This window comes from Streptomyces sp. NPDC034037 (assembly GCF_055575715.1).
This window is the reverse complement of record NZ_JBVISC010000002.1, coordinates 275,805-293,252: the sequence shown is the minus strand read 5'-3', so window position 1 is coordinate 293,252 and position 17,448 is coordinate 275,805. Positions and strand designations below refer to the sequence as shown.

General features: G+C 72.5%; 15 protein-coding genes. 9 read left to right on the top strand and 6 right to left on the bottom strand.

Annotated features, from left to right (window positions below; translation table 11 throughout):
* Positions 1-35: 35 nt before the first annotated feature.
* Positions 36-1,538, top strand: a complete 1,503-nt coding sequence (locus tag ACZ516_RS07085; RefSeq protein ID WP_469008948.1) for an acyl-CoA synthetase — start codon at positions 36-38, stop codon at positions 1,536-1,538.
* Positions 1,539-1,596: 58 nt separating this feature from the next.
* Here ACZ516_RS07085 and paaK read toward each other — a convergent pair whose 3' ends face one another.
* The gene (paaK, locus tag ACZ516_RS07080; protein ID WP_469009609.1) at positions 1,597-2,886 is read right to left on the bottom strand and encodes a phenylacetate--CoA ligase PaaK; all 1,290 of its coding nucleotides are present in this window, start codon (positions 2,884-2,886) and stop codon (positions 1,597-1,599) included.
* A gap of 182 nt (positions 2,887-3,068) precedes the next feature.
* On the opposite strand from paaK, the gene ACZ516_RS07075 reads away from it, so the two are divergent.
* On the top strand, positions 3,069-3,914 hold the full coding sequence (locus ACZ516_RS07075) for an alpha/beta fold hydrolase (protein WP_469008946.1): 846 nt from the start codon (positions 3,069-3,071) through the stop codon (positions 3,912-3,914).
* A 62-nt stretch (positions 3,915-3,976) separates the two neighbouring features.
* On the opposite strand, the gene ACZ516_RS07070 is transcribed toward ACZ516_RS07075, so the two are convergent.
* Complete coding sequence (locus tag ACZ516_RS07070) at positions 3,977-5,590, bottom strand: acyl-CoA synthetase (RefSeq protein ID WP_469008945.1); 1,614 nt, start codon at positions 5,588-5,590, stop codon at positions 3,977-3,979.
* A gap of 224 nt (positions 5,591-5,814) precedes the next feature.
* Here ACZ516_RS07070 and ACZ516_RS07065 point away from each other — a divergent pair, with 224 nt between their 5' ends.
* The 5 genes from ACZ516_RS07065 to ACZ516_RS07045 all read left to right on the top strand — a co-directional run bounded on the left by ACZ516_RS07065 (position 5,815) and on the right by ACZ516_RS07045 (position 10,305).
* Positions 5,815-6,615 carry a crotonase/enoyl-CoA hydratase family protein gene (locus ACZ516_RS07065; protein WP_358578547.1) on the top strand — a complete coding sequence of 267 codons (801 nt, stop codon included), beginning with the start codon at positions 5,815-5,817 and terminating at the stop codon, positions 6,613-6,615.
* A gap of 98 nt (positions 6,616-6,713) precedes the next feature.
* Positions 6,714-7,676 carry a Zn-ribbon domain-containing OB-fold protein gene (locus ACZ516_RS07060; protein ID WP_469008943.1) on the top strand — a complete coding sequence of 321 codons (963 nt, stop codon included), beginning with the start codon at positions 6,714-6,716 and terminating at the stop codon, positions 7,674-7,676.
* Entirely contained in the window at positions 7,677-8,756 is a 1,080-nt protein-coding gene (locus tag ACZ516_RS07055) for a thiolase domain-containing protein (protein WP_469008942.1), read from the top strand.
* On the top strand, positions 8,753-9,955 hold the full coding sequence (locus ACZ516_RS07050) for a thiolase domain-containing protein (RefSeq protein WP_469008941.1): 1,203 nt from the start codon (positions 8,753-8,755) through the stop codon (positions 9,953-9,955). The genes ACZ516_RS07055 and ACZ516_RS07050 overlap by 4 nt, the downstream gene beginning before the upstream one ends.
* Before the next feature lie 107 nt (positions 9,956-10,062).
* A complete protein-coding gene (locus tag ACZ516_RS07045; protein ID WP_358578541.1) occupies positions 10,063-10,305 on the top strand; it encodes a DUF397 domain-containing protein in 243 nt (80 codons plus the stop codon).
* A 65-nt stretch (positions 10,306-10,370) separates the two neighbouring features.
* Here the strand turns inward: ACZ516_RS07045 and ACZ516_RS07040 are convergent, their stop codons facing one another.
* Both ACZ516_RS07040 and ACZ516_RS07035 read right to left on the bottom strand, forming a co-directional pair.
* Positions 10,371-11,132 (bottom strand): leucine-rich repeat domain-containing protein, encoded by a 762-nt coding sequence (locus ACZ516_RS07040; RefSeq protein ID WP_358578539.1) that lies wholly within the window; start codon positions 11,130-11,132, stop codon positions 10,371-10,373.
* Positions 11,133-11,146: 14 nt separating this feature from the next.
* Complete coding sequence (locus ACZ516_RS07035) at positions 11,147-11,458, bottom strand: hypothetical protein (RefSeq protein WP_469008939.1); 312 nt, start codon at positions 11,456-11,458, stop codon at positions 11,147-11,149.
* A 144-nt stretch (positions 11,459-11,602) separates the two neighbouring features.
* Between ACZ516_RS07035 and ACZ516_RS07030 the strand changes: the two genes are divergently transcribed.
* The gene (locus ACZ516_RS07030) at positions 11,603-12,103 is read left to right on the top strand and encodes a glycosyltransferase family protein (protein ID WP_358578535.1); all 501 of its coding nucleotides are present in this window, start codon (positions 11,603-11,605) and stop codon (positions 12,101-12,103) included.
* Positions 12,104-12,244: 141 nt separating this feature from the next.
* On the opposite strand, the gene ACZ516_RS07025 is transcribed toward ACZ516_RS07030, so the two are convergent.
* Both ACZ516_RS07025 and ACZ516_RS07020 read right to left on the bottom strand, forming a co-directional pair.
* Complete coding sequence (locus ACZ516_RS07025; RefSeq protein ID WP_469008937.1) at positions 12,245-14,230, bottom strand: N-acetylmuramoyl-L-alanine amidase; 1,986 nt, start codon at positions 14,228-14,230, stop codon at positions 12,245-12,247.
* Positions 14,231-14,520: 290 nt separating this feature from the next.
* Positions 14,521-15,708 (bottom strand): aminoglycoside phosphotransferase family protein, encoded by a 1,188-nt coding sequence (locus ACZ516_RS07020; RefSeq protein ID WP_469008936.1) that lies wholly within the window; start codon positions 15,706-15,708, stop codon positions 14,521-14,523.
* 235 nt (positions 15,709-15,943) lie between these two features.
* On the opposite strand from ACZ516_RS07020, the gene ACZ516_RS07015 reads away from it, so the two are divergent.
* A complete protein-coding gene (locus ACZ516_RS07015; protein WP_358578529.1) occupies positions 15,944-17,443 on the top strand; it encodes a DNA-binding protein NsdB in 1,500 nt (499 codons plus the stop codon).
* Positions 17,444-17,448: the final 5 nt, after the last annotated feature.

Sequence of the window (17,448 nt, the reverse complement as noted above, 5' to 3'; positions counted from 1 at the left end):
TTGACCGGACCGCCGCAGCCCCCGAGGATCACGCCATGACGGGTGTACGCGACAGCACGGTCGACGCGGTCCTGCGCCGCAGCGCGCGCCGCACGCCACGGCGCACGGCGCTGCGCTACGGCGAGCGGTCCTGGACCTACGAGCGGCTCGACGACGCCGTCTCGCGCGCGGCCCGGGTGCTGCGCGACCACGGGCTCGCCCCCGGCGAGCGGGTCGCCGCCTACGCGCACAACTCCGACGCCTATCTGATCGGCTTCCTCGCCTGCGCGCGGGCGGGCCTGGTCCATGTGCCGGTCAACCAGAACCTGACCGGCGACGACCTCGCGTACATCGTCGGCCAGTCCGGCAGCTCCCTCGTCCTGACCGATCCGGACCTCGCGGGGCGCCTGCCCGCCGGTGTGCCGGCCCTGCCCCTGCGGGACGCGGACGGCTCCCTGCTCGCGCGGCTCGCCACCGCGCCCGCGTACGAGGGGCCGGGGCCCGGCGGCGACGACTTGGCGCAACTGCTCTACACCTCGGGCACGACCGCGAGGCCGAAGGGCGCCATGATGTCGCACCGCGCCCTCGTCCACGAGTACGTGAGCGCGATCGTCGCCCTCGACCTGACGGGCGACGACCGGCCCGTCCACTCGCTGCCGCTCTACCACTCGGCGCAGATGCACGTCTTCCTCATGCCCTACCTCGCGGTCGGCGCCGAGAACACCGTCCTCGACGCACCCGACGCCGAGCGGATCTTCGACCTGGTCGAAGCGGGGCGCGCCGACAGCCTGTTCGCGCCGCCGACCGTCTGGATCGCCCTCGCCGGCCATCCCGACTTCGCCACCCGCGACCTGGGCGCGCTGCGCAAGGCCTACTACGGGGCGTCGATCATGCCGGTGCCCGTCCTGGAGCGGCTGCGGGCCCGGCTGCCCGGGCTCGGCTTCTACAACTGCTTCGGGCAGAGCGAGATCGGGCCGCTCGCCACCGTCCTCGGCCCGGACGAGCACGAGGGCCGCATGGACTCCTGCGGCCGGCCCGTCCTGTTCGTGGAGGCCCGCGTCGTCGACGAGCACGGCCACGAGGTGCCGGACGGCACGCGCGGCGAAGTCGTCTACCGCTCACCGCAGTTGTGCGACGGCTACTGGGACAAGCCGCAGGAGACCGCCGAAGCCTTCCGCGACGGCTGGTTCCACTCGGGCGACCTCGCGGTACGGGACGCGGACGGCTGCTTCACCGTGGTGGACCGCGTCAAGGACGTCATCAACTCCGGGGGAGTGCTCGTCGCCTCGCGGCAGGTCGAGGACGCGCTGTACGAGCACGCGGGCGTCGCGGAGGCGGCCGTGATCGGACTGCCGGACGAGCGCTGGATCGAGGCGGTCACCGCCGTCGTCGTACGCAGGGACGAGGAGCTGACGGAGGCCGCCCTCATCGCCCACGCCCGCACGCGGCTCTCCTCCTTCAAGGCGCCCAAACGGATCCTGTTCGTGGACGCACTGCCGCGCAACGCCAGCGGCAAGATCCTCAAGAGAGAGTTGCGGGACCGCTTCGGCGTGTCCTGAGGCCTCCTTGGCACGGCCCAGGGCGCCGACCGGGCCGTGACCCTGCGAGGGGGGCGGTTCACGGCCGCTCCCGCAGGTCCACGATCCGCTTGAACTTGCCGACCGAGCGCTCCAGCGTCGCCGGGTCCACGATGTCGACGCCGACCGAGACGCCGATGCCGTCCTTGACCGCCGCCGCGATCTCACGGGCCGCCGCCTCGCGCCGCTGCGGCGTCGTGTCCGCGCGCGCCTCGGCCCGTACCGTCAGGGCGTCCATGCGCCCCTCGCGGGTCAGGCGCAGCTGGAAGTGCGGGGCGACGCCCGCCGTGCGCAGCACGATCTCCTCGATCTGCGTGGGGAAGAGGTTCACGCCGCGCAGGATCACCATGTCGTCGCTGCGGCCCGTCACCTTCTCCATCCGCCGGAAGACCCGCGCGGTGCCGGGAAGCAGCCGCGTGAGGTCCCGGGTGCGGTAGCGGATCACGGGCATCGCCTCCTTGGTGAGCGAGGTGAACACCAGCTCGCCGCGCTCCCCGTCCGGCAGGACCTCGCCCGTGAGCGGATCGACGACCTCGGGGTAGAAGTGGTCCTCCCAGATGTGCGGCCCGTCCTTGGTCTCCACGCACTCCTGCGCGACGCCCGGCCCGATCACCTCCGAGAGCCCGTAGATGTCGACCGCGTCGATCGCGAACCGCTCCTCGATCTCGCGCCGCATCTCCTCCGTCCACGGCTCCGCGCCGAAGATCCCGACCCGCAGTGACGTCGTCCGCGGATCGACGCCCTGCCGCTCGAACTCCTCCAGGAGCGTCAGCATGTACGAGGGGGTCACCATGATGATCTCGGGGCGGAAGTCCTGGATCAGCCGCACCTGGCGGGCGGTCATCCCACCGGACGCGGGGACCACCGTGCAGCCCAGCCGCTCCGCGCCGTAGTGCGCGCCGAGCCCCCCGGTGAACAGGCCGTACCCGTACGCCATATGGATCATGTTCCCCGGCCTGCCGCCCGCGGCCCGGATCGAGCGCGCCACCACGTCGGCCCACATGGACAGGTCGCGCTCGGTGTACCCGACGACCGTGGGCAGGCCGGTCGTGCCGCTGGACGCGTGCAGCCTGCGCACCTCGGACTGGTCCACCGCGAACATCCCGAACGGGTAGTTGGCGCGCAGGTCGTCCTTGGTGGTGAAGGGGAACAGTGCCAGATCGGCGAGCGACCGGCAGTCCTCGGGGCGCAGGCCCGCCTTGTCGAACGCCGCCCGGTAGAACGGGACGTTCTCGTACGCGTGCAGCAAGGTGTCCTGGAGGCGTTCCAGCTGTAGCGCCCCGAGCTCCTCGGGGCCGAGCCGTTCCGCCGCGTCCAGCTCCAGCGGCATACGCGCCATAAGGGGTTCCCCCGTCCCGAACGGGCGACCGATCATTCGGTCGACGATCTTCCGTGAGGTCAGTAATCCAGGCCGCGCGGTGGGCGTCAAGGGATCGCGCACGAACGCTTCGTGCAGGTGGGCCGGGTGCCGGGGCTTTGCCCCGGGGGTCCGGGGGTGTGATGATCATCGGCATGCCGGTATTCAGCGCGTACGACGGGACCCAGTTGGCCTACCACGAGAAGGGGGAGGGGGAGCCGCTGCTCTGCCTGCCCGGCGGCCCCATGCGGGCCTCCGTCTACCTCGGGGACCTCGGCGGTCTCACGGCGCACCGCCGCCTCATCCTGCTCGACCTGCGCGGCACCGGCGACTCCGCGATCCCGGACGACGTCTCGACGTACCGCTGCGACCGGCAGACCGACGACGTCGAGGCGCTGCGCGAGCACCTGGGCCTCGACCAGGTCGACGTGCTCGGCCACTCCGCGGGCGGCGACCTCGCCACGCTGTACGCGGCCCGCCACCCCAAGAGGATCCGCACCCTCGTCCTCGTCACCCCGGCCACGCTGGCCGTCGGCGGCACATTCACCGACGAGGACCGCCGCGAGGCGGCCGCGCTGCGCAAGGACGAGCCCTGGTACCCGGCGGCCGAGACCGCGCTGCGCGAGATCGCCCAAGGCGGCGCGCCCTCCGCGGGCTGGGAGGCCATCGCACCGCTCACCTACGGGCGCTGGGACACGGCGGCCCAGGAGCACCGGGCGCGGAGCACGGAGCAGAAGAACCTGGCGGCGTCCGAGGCGTACTACGGCGAGGCGTCCTTCGACCCGCCCGCGACCCGCGCCGCCCTCGCTGCGGTCGCCGCGCCGGTGCTCGTCCTCGCGGGGGCCTACGACGGCGGGCCGAGCCCCGCGCGCGCCGCGGAGCTGGCCGCGCTCTTCCCGCACGGCGTGTGCCAAGTGCAGCCGGGCGGCGGGCACTTCCCGTGGCTGGACGACCCGGAGTGGTTCGCGCGGCGGGTGGCGGGGTTCCTCGCGCAGCACTGAAGGGCTCCTCCCCCGGCGACCGGGGCGGGCGCTCATGCGCGGGGCGCCCCCGGCGATCACCCTCAGCCGCCCGCCGCCACCGCCTTGGCCCACCGGTAGTCCGCCTTGCCGCTCGGGGAGCGCTGGATGTGGTCGGCGAAGACCACCCTGCGCGGGATCTTGTAGCCGGCGAGCAGCGCGCGACAGTGGGCCTGGACCGCCGCCAGGTCCAACGGGGCCGCGCCGCGGCGGAGTTGGACGACGGCGGCGACCGCGGCGCCCCAGCGCTCGTCGGGCACGCCGGCCACCAGCGCGTCGTACACGTCCGGATGCGACTTGAGGGCCTGTTCGACCTCCTCCGGATACACCTTCTCGCCACCGGTGTTGATGCACTGCGAGCCCCGGCCGAGGACGGTGACGACGCCGGTCTCGTCGACGGTCGCCATGTCGCCGAGCAGTACCCAGCGCTCCTCGCCCTTCCGGAAGAACGTCTCGGCGGTCTTCGCCGGGTCGTTGTAGTAGCCGAGCGGCACATGGCCGCGCTGGGCGAGGCGACCGGGTTCGCCCACCGCGACCGGCTCGTGGGTCGCCGGGTCGACCACCTTCGTACGGTCGTTGACCGTCAGGCGAAAGCCCCTGACCGGGCCCGAGTCGTCGGTGGCCCTGCCGTTCGAGCCGGACTCGGAGGAACCGAAGTTGTTCAGGACCAGCACGTCGGGCACCAGTTGCTGGAACTGCGCGCGGACCGTCTCCGACATGATCGCCCCCGACGAGGAGACGCTGAACAGCGACGAGAGGTCGGTGCCCTTGAGGGGGCCGCGCAGCGCGTCGACGAGCGGCCTGAGCATCGCGTCGCCCACCAGGGACACGCTGGATACCTTCTCCCGCTCGATGGTGCGCAGTACCTCCTCGGGCACGTACTTGCGGTGCAGCGCCACGCGCTGGCCGTAGTTGAAGGCGATGAACGACGTCAGCGTGGAGGTGCCGTGCATGAGCGGGGGCGTCGGGAAGAAGGTGAGGCCCGGCCCGCCCGCCGCGACGCGCTCGGCCAGCTCCTCGGGCCGCTGCACCGGTTCGCCCGCCGGGTCGCCGCCGAAGAGCCCCGCGAAGAACAGGTCCTCCTGGCGCCACATGACGCCCTTGGGCATCCCGGTCGTACCGCCGGTGTAGATGATGAACAGGTCGTCGGGGGAGCGCGGCCCGAATCCCCGCTCCGGTGAGCCCGCCGCCTCCGCCGCCGCGAAGGCCGGCGCGTCCAGCGCGGGTGCGTCGGCGGGCGGCGCCCCCACCCGCAGCACGTGCCGCAGCTTCGCCGCGCGCGGCAGCGCCGCCGCGACCCGCCCGGTGAACTCGCCGTCGAACACGAGCGCCGCGAGGTCCGCGTCACGGTAGAGATAGATCAACTCCTCCGCCACGTACCGGTAGTTGACGTTGACCGGCACGAGCCGGGCCTTCAGGCAGGCCAGCACCGTCTGGAGGTACTCGACGCCGTTGTACAGATGCAGGCCCACGTGCTCGCCGGGCCGCAGCCCGGAGTCGATCAGGTGGTGGGCGAGGCGATTGGCCGCCGCGTCCAGCTCGGCATAGGTCAGCCGGCGCTCGGCTCCCGTACCGGGGTGGTCGATGTAGACGAGTGCCTCACGGCCCGGGACCACGTCGACAACCGACTCGAACAGGTCGGCAAGGTTGTACTCCACCGCACTCCTCCTGACCCCGGCGTCCGATGTCGCGGTCTCCCGCGACATCCGCTCCGGCGGCCATCACAGCAGAGGCACCCACAAGTGGGAAGTGCCGCCGCGAAGTAAAACTGACTGAGTGTCAGAAAGGTATTGAACTGGCTCCCCGCCTACTGCAACCTGTTCCAGGTCCGAGAAGCGACAGGCCGGCCGTACGGCGGCCGTCGACGGAGGGAGCACGGCACATGGCCGGGACGGAACACCTCTCCGTGCGGCGCGAAGGCGCCACACTGATCCTCACGCTCAACAGGCCCGAAGCGAAGAACGCCCTCTCGCTGTCGATGCTCGTGGGCCTCTACGACGGCTGGGTCGCCGCCGACGAGGACGACACCGTCCGCTCCATCGTGCTGACCGGCGCGGGCGGCGTCTTCTGCGCGGGCATGGACCTCAAGGCCCTCGCCGGCAAGGGAATGGAGGGCGAGCGGTACCGCGACCGGCTGACGGCCGACCCCGATCTGCACTGGAAGGCGATGCTGCGCCACCACCGGCCCCGCAAGCCGGTCATCGCCGCCGTCGAGGGCCACTGCGTGGCCGGCGGCACGGAGATGCTCCAGGGCACGGACATCCGCGTCGCGGGACGGTCGGCGACCTTCGGCCTCTTCGAGGTCCGGCGCGGCCTCTTCCCCATCGGGGGCTCGACCGTGCGGCTCCCTCGCCAGATCCCCCGTACGCACGCCCTGGAGATGCTGCTCACCGGGCGCCCCTACTCGGCGGCCGACGCGGCGGCGATCGGGCTGATCGGCCATGTGGTGCCGGACGGCTCGGCGCTGGAGAAGGCCCTGGTCATCGCCGAGCAGATCAACGCGTGCGGGCCGCTCGCCGTGGAAGCGGTCAAGGCCTCCGTGTACGAGGCCGCCGAGATGAGCGAGGAGGCCGGGCTCGCGGCCGAGCTGAAGCGGGGGTGGCCCGTCTTCGACACCGCCGACGCGAAAGAGGGTGCCAGAGCCTTCGCGGAGAAACGGGTGCCCGTGTTCCGACGGGCGTAGGGCATTTGGCCGGTCGCAGGCCTGGCATGGCCGGTCGCGCCGTCTCCCGCGCCCCTCTCGGGGGCCTTCCCGTTCACCGAGTGCAATGGAGTCCGCCCATGGCATCCACCTCTTCCCCCGACGTGCTGCGCGCTCCTCTCGTCGTGGAGTTCCCCTTCACGCGGTCCCTCGGGCCCGTGCAGAGCGCGTTCCTGACCGGGCTGCGCGAACGCACCGTCCTCGGCGTCAGGACCGTCGACGGACACACCCTCGTGCCACCCGTCGAATACGACCCGGTGACCGCCGACGAGCTGCGCGACCTCGTGGAGGTCGCTCCCACCGGCACCGTGACCACCTGGGCCTGGAACCACGAACCCCGCCGGGGCCAGCCCCTCGGCACCCCCTTCGCCTGGGTCCTGGTGCGACTGGACGGCGCCGACACCGCCCTGCTCCACGCCCTCGACGCCCCCGGCCCGGACGCCGTGCGCACCGGCATGCGCGTCCGCGTCCGCTGGGCCGGCGAACGCGTGGGCGCCATCACGGACATCGCCTGCTTCGAGCCCTACGAGGGAAGGGGAGCGGGGCAGCAATCCGGCCCGCACACGGGGGAGTTCGAGAACCCCGTCACCGGGATCGTCGCCTCCGCACGCCTCGACTACACCTACTCGCCCGGCCGCGCCCAGAGCGCCTACCTCCACGCCCTGGCCGAGCGGAAGACCGTCGGCGAACGCTGCCCGGCCTGCCACAAGGTGTACGTACCGCCCCGGGGCGCCTGCCCCACCTGCGGGCTCGCCACGACGGAACGGGTGGAGGTCGGCCCGCGCGGCACCGTCACGACGTACTGCATCGTCAACATCAAGGCGAAGAACCTCGACATCGAAGTCCCCTACGTCTACGCCCACATCGCCCTGGACGGCGCCGACCTCGCGCTGCACGCGCGCATCGCCGGCATCCCCTACGACGAGGTGCGCATGGGCCTGCGCGTCGAACCCGTATGGACCGAAGGCGGCCGCCACCCCGACCACTACCGCCCCACAGGCGAACCCGACGCCGACTACGACACGTACAAGGAGCTGGTCTAGATGGCGCCGCCGAAGCCCTCCGTGATGCGTCCCGCCCGTGCCGTCGCCGTCGTCGCCTTCGCGCAGACCGACCACCGGCGCTCCACCGGCGACCTGTCGGAAGTCGAGATGCTCATGCCGGTCCTCCACGAGGTCCTCGCCGCCACCGGCCTCAGGACCAGCGACATCGGCTTCACCTGCTCCGGCTCGTGCGACTACCTCGCGGGCCGCGCCTTCTCGTTCACCATGGCGCTCGACGGCGTGGGCGCCTGGCCGCCGATCTCCGAGTCGCACGTCGAGATGGACGGCGCCTGGGCCCTGTACGAGGCGTGGACGACCCTGCAGACCGGCGAGGCGGACACCGCGCTCGTCTACTCCTACGGCAAGTCCTCGCCCGGCTCCCTGCGCGACGTGCTGACCCGCCAGCTCGACCCCTACTACGTGGCGCCCCTGTGGCCCGACTCCGTGGCGCTCGCCGCGCTCCAGGCACAGGCGCTCATCGACGCGGGCGAGACCGACGAGCCCGCGCTGGCCGGCGTCGCGCACCGCAGCCGGACCGACGCCACCGCCAACCCCCACGCGCAGCTGCGCGGCGCGGTCCCGCAAGGGGAGTACGTCGTACGTCCGCTGCGCACCGGCGACTGCCCGCCGGTCGGCGACGGGGCCGCCGCCGTCATCCTCGCCGCGGGGGAGCGGGCCCGCGAGCTGTGCGAGCGGCCCGCGTGGATCCGGGGCATCGACCACCGCGTCGAGGCACACGGCCTCGGGGTGCGCGACCTCACCGACTCACCGTCCACCCGCCTGGCCGCCGAGCGCGCCGGAGTCTTCGAACGGCCCGTGGACACAGCGGAGTTGCACGCCCCCTTCAGCTCCCAGGAGGTCGTCCTGCGCAAGGCGCTGGAACTCGGCGACGACGTCACCGTCAACCCGTCCGGCGGCGCGCTCGCCGCCCACCCCATGATGGCCGCCGGACTCATCCGGATCGGCGAGGCCGCCGCCCGGATCCACCGGGGCGCCTCGGACCGCGCCGTCGCCCACGCGACGTCGGGGCCCTGCCTCCAGCAGAACCTGGTCGCCCTCCTGGAAGGAGACGCCCGATGAGCAGTGCGCCAAGTGGCCCGGTGGGCGGTGCGGCGGGCAAGGAGCCCGTGGCCGTCGTCGGGATCGGGCAGACCAGGCACGTGGCGGCCCGCCACGACGTATCGATCGCCGGCCTCGTGCGGGAGGCGGCCCGACGAGCGCTGGCCGACGCCGAGTTGGCGTGGCCGGACATCGACGCCGTCGTCATCGGCAAGGCACCCGACTTCTTCGAGGGTGTCATGATGCCGGAGCTGTACCTCGCCGACGCCCTCGGCGCCGTCGGAAAACCCATGCTCCGCGTGCACACGGCCGGTTCCGTCGGCGGCTCCACGGCGCTCGTCGCCGCCAACCTCGTCGCGGGCCGCGTCCACGGCACCGTCCTCACCCTCGCCTTCGAAAAACAGTCGGAATCCAACGCGATGTGGGGCCTGTCGCTGCCCATCCCCTTCCAGCAGCCGCTCCTCGCCGGGGCGGGCGGCTTCTTCGCCCCGCACGTGCGCGCCTACATGCGCCGCACCGGCGCCCCCGACACGGTCGGCTCCCTCGTCGCGTACAAGGACCGCCGCAACGCCCTGAAGAACCCCTGCGCGCACCTCCACGAACACGACATCACCCTGGAGAAGGTCCAGGCCTCGCCCATGCTCTGGGACCCGATCCGCTACTCGGAGACGTGCCCCTCCTCGGACGGCGCCTGCGCGATGGTCCTCACCGACCGGGCGGGCGCGGCCCGTTCACCCCGGCCGCCCGCCTGGCTGCACGGCGGCGCGATGCGCAGCGAGCCGACGCTCTTCGCCGGCAAGGACTTCGTCTCCCCGCGGGCCGGCAAGGACTGCGCGGCCGACGTCTACCGCCAGGCGGGCATCACGGACCCGCGCCGGGAGATCGACGCCGTCGAGATGTACGTGCCGTTCTCCTGGTACGAGCCGATGTGGCTGGAAAACCTCGGCTTCGCGGCCGAGGGCGAGGGCTGGAAACTCACCGAGTCCGGCGTGACGGAACTCGACGGCGACCTGCCCGTCAACATGTCCGGCGGCGTCCTTTCGGCCAATCCGATCGGCGCCTCAGGCATGATCCGCTTCGCGGAGGCGGCACTTCAGGTGCGCGGCCAGGCGGGCGAGCACCAAGTCGACGGCGCGCGCAGGGCACTTGGGCACGCCTACGGCGGCGGCGCGCAGTTCTTCTCCATGTGGCTGGTCGGGGCCGAGCCGCCCACCTCCTGACATCGACCGCCGCGACGGTGGCCGCGGTCCTCGCGTCGCGGCCTGTGCGGGGCGGGAGGCGAAAGCTAGGCTGGCGCCGGACGACGCAATTCGGGAGGAGCACGGACGTGGCCGAAAGCACCGCTCAGCAGCATCCGCTCGCGGGCTGGGACAAGCCGGAGCTCGACCTCAGCGCCGCCGACTGGCGGTCGAGCAGCGAAGGGCACGGGGACGTGGAGATCGCCTTCGTCGAAGGCTTCGTCGCGATGCGCAACAGCGGCCGGCCCGAGAGCCCGTCCCTGATCTTCACCCCGGCGGAGTGGGGCGCCTTCGTCCACGGAGCCCGCGCGGGAGAGTTCGACCTGACCTAGCACACCGAAGCGCCGCGGCGCACGGAGTCCGTCCTCGCGGTGGCACCGGCTAGCGGTGGTACCGGCTAGTGGAGTACGACGCAGCCCTTGCCCGCAAGCGTACGGAGGAGCCCTCCGTCGACGTGGGTGTCGTTCCAGCGCAGATCCAACTTCTCCAGGGACGGCAACTCGCCCAGCCAGTGCGGAAGATGGCGCACCCGGTTGCCCCGAAGGTCGACGCGGCGCAGCAGGGGCAGCCCGCGCAGGGCCTCCGGGACGGCGGTGAAGGCGTTCTCGCGCAGTTCGATCTCCCGCAGGGAGGTCAGGTGCCGTACGCCGTCGGGAAGAGAGGTGAGACGGTTGCCGCGCAGCCACAGCTCGCGCAGCGCGCCGAGCGCGCCGATCGTGTCCGGCAGGTGGGTCAACCGGTTGTGCTGCGCGCGCAGTTCGACAAGGCCGGTCAGGGTGCCGAAGGAGTCGGGCAGGGAAGTCAGGCGGTTCTCGCCGACGTTCAGGTAGCCGAGCCGGGTGAGCCGGCCGAGTGAGGCGGGCAGCTCGGTGAGCCGATTGTCGTGGAGATAGAGGAAGCGGCTCAACGCCGGGAGATCGCCCAGCTCGGCCGGGACCGCGCGCAGCCTGTTGTGACCGAGGTCGAGGGTGTGCAGCGCCGTGAGCGTCCCGATGCGGGCGGGGACGGCGGTGAGGGCGTTGTCGGGCAGCAGCAGCGCCTCAAGGCGCGGGTGGCGCCAGACCTCGTCCGGCACCTCGCTGAGACCGCCGTGCCAGTAGTTCAGGACCGGGCCGCCGGCCGGTGCGGTGCCGTTGCCGTCGCTCGGTGTGTCGCCCATGGCCTCGCTCCCCTTCACTGCGTCCCCCTGGCCTCACGGCCGGTCATCCCGTCGGCGTCGCCCCCGCGGAGCTTCCGTAGCCCGCTGCCGGTGCCGCCGCCGGTCACACCGCCCTTCGGCGCGCTTCCGTCGCCCTCCCGGCGGTCCCGTACGCCACCGTAGGCCTCGCCCCCGTCCTCCGGGGCGACGTGCCGGGCGGGAGCGGGGCGGACATCGATGTGCCGAGCGGCGATGCGAGGGGGCAGCGGCATGCGGACAGGGGCGGGATGGACGTCGGTGGGGCGGAGGGCGGCGAGGTGCTGACCAGCGGTGGAGTGGACGGCCACGTGCTGAGCGGCCGGGAAGTCGGTGGCGGTGCAGCCTACCGGCGGGGCCCTGCGGGTGCCGAGGGTGTGCGGGCCGACCGTTGGGGGCGGCGAGCGGTCGCGCCCCCGCGTCGGCGGACACCGGCGGCCACGTACCATGGGCGCATGTCCTTCCTCCGCCGCCGCAGCTCCGCCACGCCCGCGGGCCCGGACTTCGATGTCCTGGCCATGGACCCCGGTGACTGGCCCGGCAATCTCGGCGCGGGCCTGCTGCCCGCCCCCGACGGCAGCTGCCAGGGCGTCTTCCTGCGCTACGACCTGTTCGGCGGGCGCGGCCCAGCCATGGTCATCGGTAATCTCCCCGAGGGCGCCCCCGCGCGTGAGACCGCCGAGGGCGAGGTGCCCTTCGAGGTGGCCCAGCTGCTCCTGGCGCTGGAGAACGACGAGGACATCACGGTCGTCTCCACGGAGGACATCCCGGTGATGCAGGGCGACAACCTCCTCATCGTGCGCCGCCTGAAGCTCTCCGAGAGCCGCATCTCCTGCGTGCAGTTCGACCGCAGCGACAACGTCCTGGTGACCATCGCCGCCTGGGACCGGCCGATCACCGACGACCTGTACGCCCTTTTGAAGCCACTGCCCGCCGAGCTCTTCCAGCAGGGCTGAGCACGCCCGGGCCCCCGCGTACGTCCAGCACCGCCCCGTTCCCTTCAGGGAACGGGGCGGTGCCGCGTCTTGCCACGCCAGTCGGCCCAGCTCGGGGTCGCGCACCAGCGACCCACGCCCGGCCGGCCCGGCCCCATGCCGTCATGAGGTCGACGGCATCACCTGCACGTCCGCCGCCCGCACATAGCCGATGCGGTGCCCGTACTGGATCACGTAGTACATGTCCTTCCCCCGCACCACCGTGTGCCGCGCGGTGTCGAAGGTCGGCGCATAGAAGTACTCGCCCGGCACCTTGTCGCCGACCACGTACCTCTGGCCCGCCAGGATCTTGTACGGCAGCGGGGAGACCGCCTGCACGGGCACGCCCGCCGGGTACGCCTCCTTCTCCGGGTACGCGCGCCCGTACACGGGGACCTCGCCCGCCCCGGCCTTCGGCGTCACCACGAGCCCCTTCGCGGACACGGCGGTCGGCTGCTCGGCCGGGTTCTTGAACCAGGCCTTCTGCCCGAGGTACCAGACGGCGGTCCACTCGCCCTGACGGTCCGCGACCGCGTACTGCTGGCCGGTGGACAGCCGCGCGCCCACGTCGTTCACGTCGATCGTGGAGTCCTGGCCGCCCGGACGCTTGCCGATGTCCTTGATCAGCGGCGCGTCGTCACGCGGCGCGGTGTGCACGCGCACCGCCGCCGAACCGTGCGGCACACACGTCTCGGCCGGCTTCACGCAGCCCGTGTACAGCGGTCTGTTCGCCGCGTACTCGGGAGCCACCGTCACCAGACCGCCCTTCGGACCCGCCGTGCGGTGGAACGGCTTGCCGAGCAGGGTGAAGTAGTGCTGCCAGTCCCAGTACGGGCCCGGGTCGGTGTGCATCCCCGGGATGGTCGAGGAGACCGTGCCCTGGACGTTGTCGTGGCCGAGGATGTGCTGCCGGTCCAGCGGAATCCCGTACTTCTTCGCGAGGTACTTCACCAGCCGCGCCGACGTGCGGTACATCGCCTCCGTGTACCAGGTGTCGGGGGCGGTCAGGAAACCCTCGTGCTCCAGCCCGATCGACTTGGCGTTGACGTACCAGTTGCCCGCGTGCCAGGCCACGTCCTTGGCCTTCACGTGCTGGGCGATGTGGCCGTCCGTGGAGCGCAGGGTGTACTGCCAGGACACGTAGGTCGGGTCCTGCACCATGTTCAGGACGCCCTCCCACCTGCCCTCGGTGTCATGGATGACGATCGAGTCGATGCTCTGGCTCTTGGGCCGGTCCGACAGGTCGTGGTTGCCGTAGTCCGGATTCCCGTTGGGGTCCTTGAACTCCTCGTACGGCGCCGGGATCCACTCGCAGGACACCGTCCTCGGGCACTCCGTCTCACCCGCGTCGACCTCACGCAGCCCCATCCGCCCGAGCTGCGCCGGATCGGGCCGCAGTCCGGGCCGGGCCGGGAGCGTCACGCGCTGGCCCGCGTCCGTGGTGCGCCGCTCGCCGGCGCGGATGACGGCGAACACGTCATTGGCGTACGTCGCCGCCGTCGCCTCGTCGTCCGCCCCGGAGAAGCCGGCGATCGCGCCGTACCAGTCGGCGGGGTCGGCACTGAGGGGCTTGCCGAGCCGCTGCTGGGCCGCGGCGAGCAGCGCGGCACCGCCCGCCACGTTCGCGGCCGCGTCGGTACGCAGCTCCTCGGCCGGCAGACCGGTCAGTTCCGCCGCGCGCGGCAGGGTCATGAGCCGCGCCGGCAGCCGCGACTCGTCGGGCACCTTCGTCCCCGGCGGCGGCATCGGGCGCGAGGTGTCCCCGCGCGGGTCCTCCGACCCCTCGCCGTGGTGCGGGGCCGAGGCCAGCGCGGTGCGCGCGTCGGTGAGGTGCATGGGGCCGTAGCCGCCGGTGACGCTGGCCGCGCCGCCGTGCGCGTCCCAGCGGGACTGCAGATACGAGACGCCGAGCAGCACACTGCGCGGTACGCGGTACTCGTCGGCGGCGGACGCGAAGGCGTCCTGCAACTGGGTGGACGTCGGTCGGGGCGCGCCGGACGACGGGGCCGCGCCGAGCAGCGGCACGAGCAGCCCGGCGGACGCGAGGGCGCCCGCCGTCCTGATGGTGCGTCTGCGCGCCGACGAGGTACGGGCGGTGGTTCCTCGCAATGCAGCCTCCTGGGACTTCGGCGCCGATGAAGCGTGGCGGGGCGTGCGGGGCCGGGCGTGCGTCAGTGGTACCGGCTGGCCGACGATCCGTCAATCATGCCCAGCGGACGGGATTTCCCATGTCAGCGCCGGTTCCGGCGGGTCACGGGCACGCTTTCGTCCGGACAGGCGCCGCCGCCTGCGACGCGTCAGTGGCATGGACCAATGAGGGGGGCCCACCTCCAGGGCCGCGGGCATACGAAGGTCCGCGGTGCGCCCCTGTCAGGGTGCGCCGCGGACCTGTCCCCCCGTCAGCGGGTGCCGACCGCCGCCCGCACGGCCCGGCGGGCCATCTGGCAGTCGTCGTGCAGCCGCCTCAGCAGCAGCCGCTGCTCCTCACCCATCGGCGCGGCCCCCGCCTGGGCCGGCCCGGTCGGCGCCGGGGGCGCGTCGTGCATCGAACGCTGCAGCGCCGTCTCGTACATGCGGATCTCGCGGGTCAGCACCAGCATGAGATTGACCAGGAACGCGTCGCGTGCCGCGGTGCCCGTCGACTGCGCCAGCTGGCTGATCTCACGCCGCGCGACGGGGGCGTCGCCGAGGACCGCCCACAGCGTGGCCAGGTCGTAGCCCGGCAGATACCAGCCCGCGTGCTCCCAGTCGACCAGAACCGGCCCGGCCGGCGAGAGCAGGATGTTCGACAGCAGGGCGTCGCCGTGGCAGAACTGCAGCATGGCCTCCGGGCCCTCACCCTGGCGGACCGCCGAATGCGCGATGCCGTGCAGGAGCTTTTGCAGGTCACCCAGGTCGCGGTCCGTCAGCAGCCCCAGCTCGTGGAAGCGGGAGATGCGCTTGCCGTAGTCCATCGGCCGGCCGAACATCTCCGCCGGCGGCCGCCACTGGTTCAGGCGCAGCACGGAGCCGAGCGCCGCCCGGATGTCCGCCCGGGGCGGGACCTCGACCGGATGCCGCTGCAAGGCCGCCACCCGTCCGGGCATCCGCTCGATCACCAGCGTGCAGGCCTCAGGATCGGCGGCGATCAGCCGAGGCGCGCGCACGGGCGGGCGGTGCCGGACGAACGAGCGGTAAGCCGCTATTTCGTGCCGGATCCGGTCGGCCCACAGGGGAGAGTTGTCCAGTAAACACTTGGCGACGGCGGCACCGCGTCCCGCCGTGCCGACCAGCAGCACGGTGCGGCCGCTGCGGCGCAGGACCTGCACGGGGTTGAACTCCGGACAGATGCGGTGCACCGAGGCGATCGCGGTGCGCAGTTGCGCCCCCTGCGGGCCGGACAAGTCGAGTCTCCCGCTGAGCGGTTGGGTACCGGCCCCCGGCACGCGGCGCGTCCGGCCGGCGCCGAGCTGCGCGGCGGAGGGTCGCACCGGCTCCAGATAGGGGCCGCCTCCCGGCGAGGGGGACACCTCGCGGCCCCGGGGGGCCGGGGGGCGCGGGTGGAGCGGACGGGGCGGGGCGGACACGGAGGACGATGCTGCGTACATGGGAGATACAGATCCCTTCGTGTGCCTGTGAATTTGCGTGCGCCTCCCGCCCCGATCACATCGGGAGCACCCTGGGGAGTACCTTGCGGCGACCGGGCCGGGGTGGCGCACTCCTACCTGACACCCGGCGTCCCCTGGCACACCATGTGGCGCACCCTGGCGAACCCTGGCGAATAGTCGCTCAGCAACTGACAGGCGGTTACTGTCAACTCAGCCGAGAACCTGGGGGCTTGACGTGAACGGACAACCCAACACCCGCCTCGCGGACCTGTTCGGCCTGGCCGGCTGGTCCAAGGGCGAGCTCGCGAGACTGGTGAACCGGCAGGCGGCGGCCATGGGCCACCTCCAGCTCGCCACCGACACCTCGCGGGTGCGGCGGTGGATCGACATGGGGGAGATCCCCCGCGATCCGGTGCCGCGGGTGCTGGCCGTCCTGTTCACCGAGCGTCTCGGCCGTGTCGTGACCACTGAGGACCTCGGTCTGGTCCGGCACGGGCGCCCGGGAAAGCGGCGTGGCGACGGGAGTGCGGAGCACCCCGACGACGTGCCGTGGGCGCCCGAGCGGACAGCCGCGGTCCTCACCGAATTCACGGGAATGGACCTCATGCTCAACCGACGCGGCTTGGTGGGCGCGGGTGCCGCGCTTGCCGCAGGCTCCGCACTCAGCAGCGCCATGCACGACTGGCTGCACACCGACCCGGCCCTCGCGGCCGACGCCCCCCGTATCGGCGATCCCCTGTACGCGGACCCCGCCGGCTTCGACCGCTACGAGGCCGCTCCCATCGGCTCCCAGGAGATCGAGGAACTGGAGCGCTCCGTCGAGGTGTTCCGCGCCTGGGACGCGGCCCGCGGCGGCGGCCTTCAACGCAAGGCCGTGGTGGGCCAGCTCAACGAAGTGGGCGGCATGCTCGCCTACCGCCATCCCGATCACCTCCAGCGCCGCCTGTGGGGCGTCGCCGCCAACCTCGCGGTCCTCGCCGGCTGGATGTCCCACGACGTGGGCCTGGAGCCGACCGCCCAGAAGTACTTCGTCATCGCGGCCCACGCCGCGCGCGAGGGAGGCGACCGCCCGCGCGCGGGCGAGGCGCTCTCCCGGGCCGCGCGCCAGATGGTGCACCTCGGCAAGCCGGACGACGCCCTGGACCTGATGAAGCTCGCCAAGTCGGGCGCCGGGGCGGAGGCACTGCCCCGCACCAAGGCCATGCTGTACACCATCGAGGCCTGGGCGCAGGCGTCGATGGGGCGCGGCCAGGCGATGCGGCGCACCCTCGGTCTCGCCGAGGACCTCTTCGGGTCGGACAAGGGGGACGTGCCGCCGCCGAGCTGGATGCAGATGTTCGACGAGGCGGACCTGCACGGCATGCAGGCGCTCGCCTACCGCACGCTCGCCGACCACGACCCGGCCGCGGCGAACACCGCGCAGCGGCACGCCAAGGAGGCCATCGAGCTGCGCGCCAAGGGGCACGACCGTTCGCAGATCTTCGACTACATCTCGCTGGCGTCGGCCTGCTTCATCGCCGACGACCCCGAACAGGCGGACCGGTACGCGCGGCTGGCGCTGGTGTCGATGGGGTCCAACTCCTCCCACCGCACCTGGGACCGGCTGCGGGAGATGTACCGGCTGACGGCGCAGTACGCCGGGAACCCGACGATCCAGGACCTGCGCGAGGAGATCAAGGTCGCGCTGCCGAAGGCGAGGGGGACCAGGAGGGCGGGGCGGACGGCCAAGGCGTGACGCCC

Excerpts from the sequence above, each read along its gene's own strand:
- ACZ516_RS07085 (WP_469008948.1), top strand. The coding sequence starts at position 36 with ATGACGGGTGTACGCGACAGCACGGTCGACGCGGTCCTGCGCCGCAGC.
- paaK (WP_469009609.1), bottom strand. The coding sequence starts at position 2,886 with ATGCCGCTGGAGCTGGACGCGGCGGAACGGCTCGGCCCCGAGGAGCTC.
- ACZ516_RS07075 (WP_469008946.1), top strand. The coding sequence starts at position 3,069 with ATGCCGGTATTCAGCGCGTACGACGGGACCCAGTTGGCCTACCACGAG.
- ACZ516_RS07065 (WP_358578547.1), top strand. The coding sequence starts at position 5,815 with ATGGCCGGGACGGAACACCTCTCCGTGCGGCGCGAAGGCGCCACACTG.
- ACZ516_RS07060 (WP_469008943.1), top strand. The coding sequence starts at position 6,714 with ATGGCATCCACCTCTTCCCCCGACGTGCTGCGCGCTCCTCTCGTCGTG.
- ACZ516_RS07055 (WP_469008942.1), top strand. The coding sequence starts at position 7,677 with ATGGCGCCGCCGAAGCCCTCCGTGATGCGTCCCGCCCGTGCCGTCGCC.
- ACZ516_RS07050 (WP_469008941.1), top strand. The coding sequence starts at position 8,753 with ATGAGCAGTGCGCCAAGTGGCCCGGTGGGCGGTGCGGCGGGCAAGGAG.
- ACZ516_RS07040 (WP_358578539.1), bottom strand. The coding sequence starts at position 11,132 with ATGGGCGACACACCGAGCGACGGCAACGGCACCGCACCGGCCGGCGGC.
- ACZ516_RS07030 (WP_358578535.1), top strand. The coding sequence starts at position 11,603 with ATGTCCTTCCTCCGCCGCCGCAGCTCCGCCACGCCCGCGGGCCCGGAC.
- ACZ516_RS07020 (WP_469008936.1), bottom strand. The coding sequence starts at position 15,708 with ATGTACGCAGCATCGTCCTCCGTGTCCGCCCCGCCCCGTCCGCTCCAC.